The sequence below is a fragment of the Streptomyces sp. NBC_00377 genome, from assembly GCF_036075115.1.
Taxonomy (GTDB): Bacteria; Actinomycetota; Actinomycetes; order Streptomycetales; family Streptomycetaceae; genus Streptomyces.
Genome location: NZ_CP107958.1, coordinates 6983695 through 6995284, shown reverse-complemented (window position 1 = coordinate 6995284; position 11590 = coordinate 6983695). Strand labels below are relative to the sequence as shown.

Below are 11590 nucleotides of genomic sequence, written 5' to 3'. Positions count from 1 at the left end.
CTACGGGCCACGGGGTGAGCCGCGCCCCCAAGTGGCCGCAGAGTCGAAAGCGTTATGGAAAGCGCTCGCCCAAACGGCTGAACGTGAGCCACACGTTCCACTACTGTTTCACCGTTCACACACCGGGCCATCGCAGCCGCGGCAGCCGTCAGGGGTACCGCTGGAGGAACAGCGCATGCCAGAAAACAAGTCCCGGCCGTCCCAGGAGCAACCCTGGGAGAACGGCTGGGCCCCGGATACCTCCCGGGCACCCGGAACACGACGCCTCTGGTTGGCCGGCGGTCTCGCCGTGGCCACCATCGTGGCGTGCGTGACCGCAATCGCCCTCAACGACAAGCCCCTGGAGGACACGTCGAAGGGCCGTCAGGGACAGACACTCTCGGACGACGAGACGGGGGGCGGCCTGATCTCCTTCGCCACACCCTCCGCGAGCGGGTCGGCGACACCGGCGGGGCGGAAGAACACCTCCGCGTCCCCGTCCGGGTCCGCGTCGCCGAAGTCCTCCTCCTCCCCCGAGGCACAGGGCAGTTCGTCTCCCCACACCTCGGCGCGGCCCTCGGCCCCGCCGACCAGGAAGCCCGCCGACCCGGCGCCGTCCGGTGACCAGCGGTCGGTGCAGGCGGTCAACTACCCCGACCGGTACTGGCACGTGAGTGACGGTCTGGTGAAACTCGACGCGCCGCGTGGCTCGGAGTCCCGCGAGGACTCCACCTTCACCGTGGTCAAGGGGCTGTCCAACAGCTCCTGCTACACGTTCGCGACGCACGACGGCAGGTACCTGCGCCACCGCAACTTCGTGCTGCGTGCCGAACGCAACGACGGCTCCTCGCTGTTCAAGCAGGACGCCACCTTCTGCCCCGGATACTCCGGAGCGCCGGGCGCGGTGCTGCTCCAGTCGGTCAACTACCCCAACTACGCGCTGCGTCACAAGAACTTCCAGCTGCGCCTGGACCCTTGGGGCTACAACACGACCAACCGGGCGGACTTCTCCTTCCGCCTGGTGAGCCCCCTGGGCTGACGCCTCCCATGTGAAAGCGGCGGCACCCCCGACCGGGGGTGCCGCCGCTTCCACATGCTGCCCGCCAAGCGGGATCTCAGACGTTGAACCCGAGCGCGCGAAGCTGGTCACGGCCGTCGTCCGTGATCTTGTCCGGGCCCCACGGCGGCATCCAGACCCAGTTGATGCGCAACTCGTTGACCAGGCCGTCCGTGGCGGACTTCGCCTGGTCCTCGATGACGTCCGTCAGCGGGCAGGCCGCCGAGGTCAGGGTCATGTCGATCGTCGCGATGTTCGCGTCGTCGATGTGGATGCCGTAGATCAGCCCGAGGTTGACGACGTCGATGCCCAGTTCGGGGTCGACGACGTCGTACAGCGCCTCGCGGACTTCCTCCTCGGAGGCCGGCTTCATCTCAACGGTCTCGGTCATGCCGTCTTCCTTTCGGCGTCGGCTCCGCCCAGGGCCTGGGCCGTCGCGTCCTTCCACGCCATCCAGCTGAGGAGGGCGCACTTGACCCGGGCCGGGTACTTGGAGACGCCGGCGAACGCGACCGCGTCCTCCAGCACCTCCTCCATCGCGTCGTCGGGCTCGATCTTTCCCTTGGACTGCATCAGCTCCAGGAAGGTCTCCTGGATCCGCTGCGCGTCGGCCAGGTCCTTGCCGACCAGCAGGTCGTTGAGGACGGACGCGCTCGCCTGGCTGATGGAGCAGCCCTGGCCCTCGTAGCTGACGTCCTCGATCTTCGTACCGTCGTACTTCACACGGAGAGTGATCTCGTCGCCGCAGGTCGGATTCACATGGTGCACCTCGGCGTCGCCATCGCGCAGACCACGCCCGTGCGGGTGCTTGTAGTGGTCCAGGATGACTTCCTGGTACATCGAGTCCAGCTTCATGCGCTCGCTCGCCAACCCCTCAGCCGAAGAAGTTCCGTACGTGCTCCAGCCCGTCGACCAGAGCGTCGATCTCGGCCGGCGTGGAGTACAGATAGAACGACGCTCGCGTGGTCGCGGGAATTCCGTACCGCAGGCAGACGGGACGGGCGCAGTGGTGGCCCACCCGGACCGCGATGCCCTCCTCGTCCAGCACCTGGCCCACGTCGTGCGGGTGGATGTCGCCGAGCGTGAACGAGATCGCCGCCCCCCGGTCCTCGGCCGTGGTGGGGCCGATGATCCGCAGGTCGGGAACCTCGCCGAGCTTCTTCACCGCGTACTCGGTGAGCGCGTGCTCATGGGCGAGGACCTTGTCCATGCCGATCGCGGACAGGTAGTCGATGGCCGCGCCCAGACCGACCGCCTGAGCGATCGGCGGGGTGCCCGCCTCGAACTTGTGGGGCGCCGGGGCGTACGTCGACGAGTGCATCGACACCGTCTCGATCATCTCGCCGCCGCCGAGGAACGGGGGCAGGTCCTCGAGCAGCTCCTGGCGGCCCCAGAGGACGCCGATGCCGGTCGGGGCGCACATCTTGTGGCCGGTGAAGGCCACGAAGTCGGCCTGAAGGGCCTGCACGTCCAGCGGCATGTGCGGCGCGGCCTGCGAGGCGTCGATGCACACCAGCGCGCCGACCTCCTGCGCGCGGCGCACTATCGCCTCGACCGGGTTCACCGTGCCGAGGATGTTCGACACCAGCACGAAGGAGACGATCTTCGTCTTCTCGGTGATGATCTCGTCGATGTTCGACAGGTCGAGCCGGCCGTCGTCCGTCAGACCGAACCACTTCAGCTTCGCGCCCGTGCGCTGCGACAGCAGCTGCCACGGCACGATGTTGGAGTGGTGCTCCATCTCCGTGATGACGATCTCGGTCTCGGAGTCCACCCGGTAGGGCTCGTCGGCCCAGCCGAGCATGTTCGCCACGAGGTTGAGGGACTCGGAGGCGTTCTTGGTGAAGATCACCTCGTCGCGGCTCGGCGCGTTGATGAACGCGGCGACCTTGTCGCGCGCGCCCTCGTACAGCGCCGTGGCCTCCTCGGCGAGCACATGCACACCGCGGTGGACGTTGGCGTTGTAGCGCTCGTAGTACTCGTTCAGGGCGTCCAGTACCTGGCGCGGCTTCTGCGAGGTCGCCGCGTTGTCCAGGTACACGAGCTTCCGGCCGTCGTGGACCTGTCGGTCCAGGATGGGGAAGTCCTTGCGGATCGCCTCGGTGTCGAGGAGGCCCGGCAGCTGCGTCACGCGGATACGCCACCCTTCGTGTCTACTTCGTCGAGCTTCGCATATGCCTCGTAGCCCTCGTTCTCCAGCTTGTCGGCGAGCTCGGCGCCGCCGGACTCGACGATGCGGCCGCCGGAGAAGACGTGGACGAAGTCGGGCTTGATGTAGCGCAGGATGCGCGTGTAGTGCGTGATCAGCAGCGTGCCGACCTCGCCGGTCTCGCGGACGCGGTTGACGCCCTCGGAGACGATGCGAAGGGCGTCGACGTCCAGACCGGAGTCCGTCTCGTCGAGGATCGCGACCTTCGGCCGGAGCAGCTCGAGCTGGAGGATCTCGTGGCGCTTCTTCTCACCGCCGGAGAAGCCCTCGTTGACGTTGCGCTCGGCGAAGGAGGTGTCCATGTGGAGACGCTCCATGGCCTCCTTGACCTCCTTCACCCAGGTGCGCAGCTTGGGGGCCTCGCCGCGGACGGCGGTGGCGGAGGTACGCAGGAAGTTCGACACGGACACGCCGGGAACCTCGACCGGGTACTGCATGGCGAGGAAGAGGCCCGCGCGGGCGCGCTCGTCGACGGACATCTCGAGGACGTCCTCGCCGTCGAGCAGCACGGTGCCGCCGGTGATCGTGTACTTCGGGTGGCCCGCGAGCGAGTAGGCGAGGGTCGACTTGCCGGAGCCGTTGGGGCCCATGATGGCGTGCGTCTCGCCCTGCTTCACGGTGAGGTCGACGCCCTTGAGGATCTCCTTCGTGGCGTTGTCGGCCTCGACGGTGACGTGCAGGTCTCGGATTTCAAGCGTTGCCATGGGTGCCTCAGGACTCCTGGGTGAGGGAGACGAGCACGTCGTCCCCTTCGATCTTTACGGGGTATACGGGGACGGGGCGCGTCGCGGGAAGGCCGGACGGCTTGCCGGTGCGGAGGTCGAAGCTGGAGCCGTGCAGCCAGCACTCGATCTGACAGTCCTCCACCTCGCCCTCGGAGAGCGAGACGTTCGCGTGGGAACAGATGTCGTGGATGGCGAACACCTCCCCCTCGGTACGGACGACCGAGACCGGCGTGCCGTCGAGTTCCACCCGTGTCGGGGTGTCCTCCTCCAGCTCGCTGAGCCCACAGGCCCGAATGAATCGAGCACGGTCGTCGGCCATCAGACGGTGGCCTCCAGCTCGGTCTCGATCCGGGCGAGCAGGCGCTCCTCGATGTCGTCGACACCGATCTGCTGGACCAGCTCGGCGAAGAAGCCGCGGACCACCAGGCGACGGGCCTCGTCGGCCGGGATGCCGCGGGCCATCAGGTAGAAAAGCTGCTCGTCGTCGAAACGGCCGGTGGCGGAGGCGTGACCGGCGCCGACGATCTCGCCGGTCTCGATCTCCAGGTTCGGCACGGAGTCGACGCGCGCGCCGTCCGTGAGGACCAGGTTGCGGTTCATCTCGTAGGTGTCCGTGCCCTCGGCCTTGGCCTCGATGAGCACGTCACCGATCCACACGGCGTGCGCACCCTCGCCCTGCAACGCGCCCTTGTAGACGACGTTGGACTTGCAGTGCGGGACGTTGTGGTCGACCAGCAGGCGGTGCTCCTGGTGCTGACCGGCATCCGTGAAGTACAGACCGAACAACTCGGCCTCGGCGCCGGGGCCGGCGTACGCCACGCGCGGGTGCAGGCGGACCAGGTCGCCGCCGAAGGTCACCACGACCGACTTGAAGGTCGCGTCACGGCCGACGAGGGCGTTGTGCTGGGCGACGTGCACGGCCTTGTCGTCCCAGTCCTGGACGGAGACCACGGTCAGCTTCGCGCCGTCCCCGAGGACGTAGTCGACGTTGGCGGCGATCACGGCGTCACCGGTGTGGTCGATGACGACGACGGCCTCGGCGAAGGCGCCCAGCTCGATGACCTGGTGGCCGTAGGAGACCCCGCCCTCGCCGTGCACCGCGATGCGGATCGGCTCGGTGAGCACCGTCTCCTTGGGCACGGTGACCACGCCGGCCTTCTCGAACGCGGAGTACGCCTGGGCGGCGACCCGGTCCACCGGGGTGCCCGCCTTCCCGAGGCGCGGGTCGTCGCGGTCCACGAGCTCGACGATGACGCCCTCGGGCGCCTCGACGGCGACCTTCACGCCCTCGCCGGTCGCGACGGCGGTGCCGTCGTGCAGTCCGCGCAGCCGCTCCAGCGGCGTGAACCGCCACTCCTCCTCGCGACCGTGCGGGACCGGGAAGTCCGCCACGTCGAAGGACGCGGGCGCGCTCATGCGCGTGGCGACGGTCGACTCGGCGGCCACCGCGATCTGTCCGGCGGTGGTGGACCCCACCGGGATATTCGTAGCCTCAGCCATGGCTGTCGGTCTGCTCACTTTCCTGCGTCAGATTTTGCTAGCTGGTGATGGAGGGGCGGGGCTCAGCCGACCGCGCCTTCCATCTGCAGCTCGATCAGCCGGTTGAGTTCGAGCGCGTACTCCATGGGGAGTTCCTTCGCGATCGGCTCGACGAAGCCGCGCACGATCATGGCCATCGCCTCGAACTCGGTCATGCCCCGGCTCATCAGGTAGAAGAGCTGGTCGTCGCTGACCTTGGAGACGGTGGCCTCGTGGCCCATGGACACGTCGTCCTCGCGGACGTCCACGTAGGGGTAGGTGTCGGAGCGGGAGATGGTGTCGACGAGCAGCGCGTCGCACAGCACGTTGGACTTGGAGCCGTGGGCGCCCTCGCCGATCTCGACGAGACCGCGGTAGGACGTCCGGCCGCCACCGCGCGCCACGGACTTCGACACGATGTTGGACGAGGTGTTCGGCGCCATGTGGACCATCTTGGAGCCGGCGTCCTGGTGCTGGCCCTCGCCCGCGAAGGCGATGGAGAGGGTCTCGCCCTTGGCGTGCTCGCCCATCAGGTAGACGGCCGGGTACTTCATCGTCACCTTGGAGCCGATGTTGCCGTCGATCCACTCCATGGTCGCGCCCTCGTACGCCACGGCGCGCTTGGTGACCAGGTTGTAGACGTTGTTCGACCAGTTCTGGATGGTCGTGTAACGGCAGCGGGCGTTCTTCTTGACGATGATCTCGACCACGGCGCTGTGCAGCGAGTCCGACTTGTAGATCGGGGCCGTACAGCCCTCGACGTAGTGCACGTAGGCGCCCTCGTCGACGATGATCAGGGTCCGCTCGAACTGGCCCATGTTCTCCGTGTTGATGCGGAAGTAGGCCTGGAGCGGGATCTCCACGTGCACGCCCTTCGGCACGTAGATGAAGGAGCCGCCGGACCACACCGCGGTGTTCAGCGACGCGAACTTGTTGTCGCCGACCGGGATGACGGTGCCGAAGTACTCCTTGAAGAGCTCCGGGTGCTGCTTCAGCGCGGTGTCGGTGTCGAGGAAGATGACGCCCTGCTCCTCCAGGTCCTCGCGGATCTGGTGGTAGACGACCTCGGACTCGTACTGGGCCGCGACACCGGCGACGAGGCGCTGCTTCTCCGCCTCCGGGATGCCGAGCTTGTCGTACGTGTTCTTGATGTCCTCGGGCAGGTCCTCCCAGGACTCCGCCTGCTTCTCGGTGGAGCGCACGAAGTACTTGATGTTGTCGAAGTCGATGCCCGACAGGTCCGAGCCCCAGTTCGGCATGGGCTTCTTCGCGAAGAGGCGGAGGCCCTTGAGGCGGAGCTTCGTCATCCACTCCGGCTCGGACTTCTTCGCGGAGATGTCCCGGACGACGTCCTCGTTGATGCCGCGCTTCGCAGAGGCGCCGGCCGTGTCGGAGTCGGCCCAGCCGTATTCGTACTTACCCAGGCCCTCGAGTTCGGGGTGGGCAGTCTCCGTGGGGAGAGTCATGCGGGGTTCCTCCCGGCCGTGCTTGTGGATGCGTTGTGGGTGGCTGTGGAAACTCTGGGGATGAACGTCGTGCAGACGCCGTCGCCGTGCGCGATGGTCGCCAGTCGCTGGACGTGTGTTCCGAGCAACTGGGAGAAGATCTCGGTCTCCGCCTCGCAGAGCTGCGGGAACTTCTCCGCGACGTGAGCGACGGGGCAGTGGTGCTGGCACAGCTGCTCGCCGACCGGTGCGCTGCGCGCCGTAGCAGCGTACCCGTCCGCGCTCAGGGCCTTGGCCAGGGCTTCGGTCCGCTCTTCGGGGGCGGCGGCCTCGATCGCCTGGCGGTACCCGGCGGCCTGTTCGACGATGCGTGCGCGGGCGAAGGCGACGACGGCCTCGTCCCCGCCGAAGCGTTCCTGGATCCAGCGCAGGGCGTCCGCGGCAAGCTTGTCGTAGGACTGGTCGAAGGCGTCGCGGCCGCAGTCGGTGAGGGCGAAGACCTTGGCGGGGCGCCCGCGGGTCCGCGCTCCGTACACCCGCTGCTCTCGTGCCTCCACGACGTCGTCGGCGACCAGTGCGTCGAGGTGGCGGCGCACGGCGGCCTGGGTGAGGCGCAGCCGCCCGGCCAGCTCGGCGACGGTCGACGGCCCGTGGTCCAGGATGGACCGCGCGACCCGGTTGCGCGTCGAGCGCTCACCGGTCGCGATCTCCTCCTGGGGGGTCCCCGTGGGGGTCTCCCGAGCCTCGCCGACGTTTTTCACAACGCCATTGTTGCGTAATTCCTCAGAGGCAGGCAAGCCGTGCCCGGATCGCCGGGCGGTGCCCTGCGTCACTTAGGTAAACCTAATCTGACCTGCGGAAACGATCTTTGATCGATCGACGGGGGGCGGACCGGCAAGAAAAGGACTGGTCCGCGCAGCCCCCGTCCAGGACACTGCCGAACCATGCCCATACCCGCTCCCACCGGCCCACTTGTCACCCGCGACACCCTCGCGGCGGAGGTCCGCGCCCTGGGTGTCGAACCAGGAGAAATCCTCCTCGTCCACTCCTCGCTCAGTTCGCTCGGCTGGGTCTGCGGAGGTCCCGTCACGGTCGTTCGCGGACTGCTCGACGTGCTCGGTCCGGACGGCACACTCGTCGTCCCCACCCAGTCCGGCGACCTGTCCGACCCCGCCCTGTGGAGCAATCCGCCGGTCCCCGCGCAGTGGTGGCAGCGGATCCGGGCGACCATGCCCGCCTACGACCCCCTCATCACCCCCGCGCTGGGCGTGGGCGTGATCCCGGAGACGGTCCGCACCTGGCCCGGTGCCCTGCGCAGCGCCCACCCGCAGACCTCGTTCGCGGCGCTCGGGGCGCGGGCGGCGGAGCTGGTCGAGGGCCACGCACCCGACTGCCGGCTCGGCGAACGCAGCCCGCTGGCCCGGCTGGAGAAGGCGGGGGCGCGGGTCCTGCTCCTGGGCGCCGGCTACGCCACCTGCACCAGCTTCCACCTCGCCGAGTACCGGATCCCGGCGCCGCTCGTCGAGGTGGGCCGCCCGGGGCCGGACGGAACGTGGGAGGTCATGACCGAGGTGTCCATCGACTCCGACCGCTTCGACGAGCTGGGCCACGACTTCGAACGCGACCGTGACGTCGTACGGGGCAGGGTCGGCGCGGCCGACGTACGGCTGTTCCCGGTCGCGGACGCCGTGGCCTACGCCCAGCGGTGGCTGCCGCTGCACCGGTCCCGCGAGGACGAGATCTGACTCCGCCGGCCCCCGGAAGCCGTCGCACGTGGCCGGTTCCCGCGCCCTCTCCCCTCCCGGCTCCGCTCCGGCGGGGACCCCCACGGCTGAACCCCGGCCCGCGAACCTAGACTCTTGAGCCATGCGAAGCGAGCCTGTCGTCCGGGTCGAGGCCCTGGTGAAGCGGTACGGGACGAAGACCGCGGTGGACGGCCTCTGTCTGACGGCCCGGGCGGGCGTCACCGCCGTCCTCGGACCCAACGGCGCCGGAAAGACGACCACCGTCGAGACCTGCGAGGGATACCGCAGGCCCGACTCCGGCTCGGTGCGCGTCCTCGGCCTCGACCCGCTGAGACAGGGCTCCGACCTGCGTCCCCGGATCGGCGTGATGCTCCAGTCGGGGGGTGTCTACTCGGGAGCGCGGGCCGACGAGATGCTCCGCCACGTCGCGGGGCTGCACGCCCACCCGCTGGACGTCGACACCCTCGTGGAGCGCCTCGGCCTGGGCTCCTGCGGCCGGACGACGTACCGCCGCCTCTCCGGCGGCCAGCAGCAGCGCCTCGCGCTGGCCATGGCCGTCGTCGGCCGCCCCGAGCTGGTCTTCCTGGACGAGCCGACGGCCGGCCTCGACCCCCAGGCACGCCGCGCCACCTGGGAACTCGTCCGGGACCTGCGAGCGGACGGGGTCTCGGTCATCCTGACCACCCACTACATGGACGAGGCCGAGCAGCTCGCCGACGACGTCGCGATCATCGACGCGGGCCGGGTCATCGCCCAGGGCTCCCCCGAGGAGCTGTGCCGCGGCGGCGCCGAGAACACCCTGCGGTTCAGCGGACGTCCCGGCCTCGATGTGGGCTCCCTGCTCAAGGCCCTGCCCGCCGACAGCTCCGCCGCCGAGCTGACCCCGGGCTCCTACCGGGTGATGGGCAAGGTCGACCCGCAGCTGCTGGCGACGGTCACCTCGTGGTGCGCCCAGCACGGGGTGATGCCGGACCGGATCTCGGTGGAACGGCACACCCTGGAGGACGTTTTTCTGGAGCTGACAGGCAAGGAGCTGCGCTCGTGACCGCCACTGGCACCTACACCCCCCGGCCCGGGGCGGCCCCGCTCCCCCGCATGATCGCGGCCCAGGCGGCGCTGGAGACGAGGATGCTGCTGCGCAACGGCGAGCAGCTGCTGCTCACCGCCGTGATCCCCACCCTGCTGCTGGTGCTGTTCAGCAGCGTGGACATCGTCGACACCGGCGCGGGCGAGGCGGTGGACTTCCTCACCCCCGGCATCCTCGCGCTCGCCGTGATGTCGACGGCTTTCACCGGCCAGGCCATCGCGACCGGGTTCGAACGCCGCTACGGGGTGCTGAAGCGGCTCGCCGCCTCCCCGCTGCCGCGGTGGGGCCTGATGACGGCGAAGACGCTGTCGGTCCTGGTCACGGAGATCCTCCAGGTGCTCGTCCTGACGGCGATCGCCTTCGCGCTGGGCTGGAACCCGCACGGCAACCCGGCGGCCGCCCTGCTGCTGCTCGTCCTCGGTACGGCCGCGTTCTCGGGCCTCGGCCTGCTGATGGCGGGCACTCTGAAGGCGGAAGCGACGCTGGCGGCGGCCAACCTGGTCTTCCTGCTGCTGCTGGTGGGCGGCGGGGTGATCGTCCCGCTCGACAAGTTCCCGCCCGGCGCGCAGGACGTACTCGGCCTGCTGCCCGTCTCGGCCCTCTCGGACGGCCTGCGGGACGTGCTCCAGCACGGCGCGGGCATGCCCTGGGGCGACCTGGGGATCCTGGCCGTCTGGGCGGTCGTGGGGCTCGCGGCAGCCGGCCGGTTCTTCCGCTGGGAGTGACCCGGCAGCACCGGACCGCACGGACACGGGCCCCTCGTGAACGCGTGCACAAGCGGGCGCCTACGATGGGAGGCGTGCCAAACGTGACTCGCGCCGACGTCGTAGCCGCCGTGCGCAACCCCCTCGCCTTCATCGCCGCACGCTGGACCCCCACCCGCCGGACGGTCCGGCGGGCGGCCCTGTCCGCACTCGTGATGGCGGTGGTGATCGTGGTCACCGGCGGCGCCGTGCGGCTCACGGGCTCCGGTCTGGGCTGCCCGACCTGGCCCAAGTGCACCGACGACTCGCTCACCACGACCGGCGCGATGGGCTTCCACGGGGCCATCGAGTTCGGCAACCGCATGCTGACGTACGTGCTGTGCGCGGCCATCGGCTGGGCGATCATCGCCGCGCGCGCCGAGAAGCCGTACCGGCGGAGCCTGACCCGGCTGGGCTGGGCGCAGTTCTGGCTGGTGATGAGCAACGCGGTGCTCGGCGGGATCGTGGTGCTCGTCGGCCTCAACCCGTACACGGTCGCGGCGCACTTCCTGGCCGCCTCGGCGCTGATCGCGGTCGCCGCGGTGATGTGGCAGCGCGCCGGGGAGGGCGACGGGGAGCCCCGTCCGCTGGTCGGCAAGCCCGTACAGCAGCTGGTGTGGTTCCTGGTCGCCGCCTCGACGCTGCTGATCGCCGTCGGCACGGTGGTGACCGGCGCGGGCCCGCACGCGGGTGACTCCAGCAAGGTCGAGCGGATGCCGCTGGACTGGGAGACGGTCGCCAAGCTGCACGCCGTGCTCGCCTGGATCGTGGTGACGCTGACCTTCGCCCTGTGGTTCATCCTCAAGGCGGTGGACGCGCCGAGGGACCCGCTGGACCGTACCCGCGACCTGTTCCTGGTGCTGCTCGGACAGGGCGTCATCGGCTACGTCCAGTACTTCACGGACCTTCCCGAGGCCCTCGTCGGCCTGCACATGCTCGGCTCCTGTCTGGTCTGGATCGCCGTGCTGCGCGTGCTGCTGGCACTGCATGAGCGCTCCGGAACGACGATCGACCTGCCGGGCCCCACGGCGGAGGCGACGGTCGGCACGCGCGCGTGAGGCACCGGCGCGCGTGCCACGGGC

Annotated in this window: 13 protein-coding genes; 5 read left to right on the top strand and 8 right to left on the bottom strand. The window is 69.4% G+C overall.

Features of this window, described 5'->3' with window-relative positions:
- Positions 1-310: 310 nt before the first annotated feature.
- Positions 311-1018, top strand: a complete 708-nt coding sequence (locus tag OHS71_RS31025) for an AbfB domain-containing protein (RefSeq protein ID WP_328482628.1) — start codon at positions 311-313, stop codon at positions 1016-1018.
- Positions 1019-1094: 76 nt separating this feature from the next.
- On the opposite strand, the gene OHS71_RS31020 is transcribed toward OHS71_RS31025, so the two are convergent.
- The 8 genes from OHS71_RS31020 to OHS71_RS30985 all read right to left on the bottom strand — a co-directional run bounded on the left by OHS71_RS31020 (position 1095) and on the right by OHS71_RS30985 (position 7694).
- Entirely contained in the window at positions 1095-1427 is a 333-nt protein-coding gene (locus tag OHS71_RS31020; protein WP_328482627.1) for a metal-sulfur cluster assembly factor, read from the bottom strand.
- A complete protein-coding gene (gene sufU, locus OHS71_RS31015; protein ID WP_328484700.1) occupies positions 1424-1891 on the bottom strand; it encodes a Fe-S cluster assembly sulfur transfer protein SufU in 468 nt (155 codons plus the stop codon). The genes OHS71_RS31020 and sufU overlap by 4 nt, the downstream gene beginning before the upstream one ends.
- 19 nt (positions 1892-1910) lie before the next feature.
- Positions 1911-3167, bottom strand: a complete 1257-nt coding sequence (locus OHS71_RS31010) for a cysteine desulfurase (RefSeq protein WP_328482626.1) — start codon at positions 3165-3167, stop codon at positions 1911-1913.
- A complete protein-coding gene (sufC, locus tag OHS71_RS31005) occupies positions 3164-3949 on the bottom strand; it encodes a Fe-S cluster assembly ATPase SufC (RefSeq protein ID WP_328482625.1) in 786 nt (261 codons plus the stop codon). The genes OHS71_RS31010 and sufC overlap by 4 nt, the downstream gene beginning before the upstream one ends.
- Before the next feature lie 7 nt (positions 3950-3956).
- Entirely contained in the window at positions 3957-4289 is a 333-nt protein-coding gene (locus tag OHS71_RS31000) for a non-heme iron oxygenase ferredoxin subunit (RefSeq protein ID WP_328482624.1), read from the bottom strand.
- Entirely contained in the window at positions 4289-5470 is a 1182-nt protein-coding gene (gene sufD, locus OHS71_RS30995) for a Fe-S cluster assembly protein SufD (RefSeq protein WP_328482623.1), read from the bottom strand. The genes OHS71_RS31000 and sufD overlap by 1 nt, the downstream gene beginning before the upstream one ends.
- A 62-nt stretch (positions 5471-5532) precedes the next feature.
- Positions 5533-6954 (bottom strand): Fe-S cluster assembly protein SufB, encoded by a 1422-nt coding sequence (sufB, locus tag OHS71_RS30990; protein ID WP_328482622.1) that lies wholly within the window; start codon positions 6952-6954, stop codon positions 5533-5535.
- Entirely contained in the window at positions 6951-7694 is a 744-nt protein-coding gene (locus tag OHS71_RS30985) for a helix-turn-helix transcriptional regulator (RefSeq protein WP_328482621.1), read from the bottom strand. Before OHS71_RS30985 ends, sufB begins: the two co-directional genes overlap by 4 nt.
- Positions 7695-7877: 183 nt before the next feature.
- Between OHS71_RS30985 and OHS71_RS30980 the strand changes: the two genes are divergently transcribed.
- From OHS71_RS30980 to OHS71_RS30965, 4 genes are all read left to right on the top strand, one after another.
- The gene (locus OHS71_RS30980) at positions 7878-8678 is read left to right on the top strand and encodes an aminoglycoside N(3)-acetyltransferase (RefSeq protein ID WP_328482620.1); all 801 of its coding nucleotides are present in this window, start codon (positions 7878-7880) and stop codon (positions 8676-8678) included.
- Between the two features lie 121 nt (positions 8679-8799).
- Entirely contained in the window at positions 8800-9723 is a 924-nt protein-coding gene (locus OHS71_RS30975; RefSeq protein ID WP_328482619.1) for an ABC transporter ATP-binding protein, read from the top strand.
- A 50-nt stretch (positions 9724-9773) separates the two neighbouring features.
- Entirely contained in the window at positions 9774-10490 is a 717-nt protein-coding gene (locus tag OHS71_RS30970; protein ID WP_328484699.1) for an ABC transporter permease, read from the top strand.
- A 65-nt stretch (positions 10491-10555) separates the two neighbouring features.
- Positions 10556-11566, top strand: a complete 1011-nt coding sequence (locus OHS71_RS30965) for a COX15/CtaA family protein (RefSeq protein WP_328482618.1) — start codon at positions 10556-10558, stop codon at positions 11564-11566.
- Positions 11567-11590: the final 24 nt, after the last annotated feature.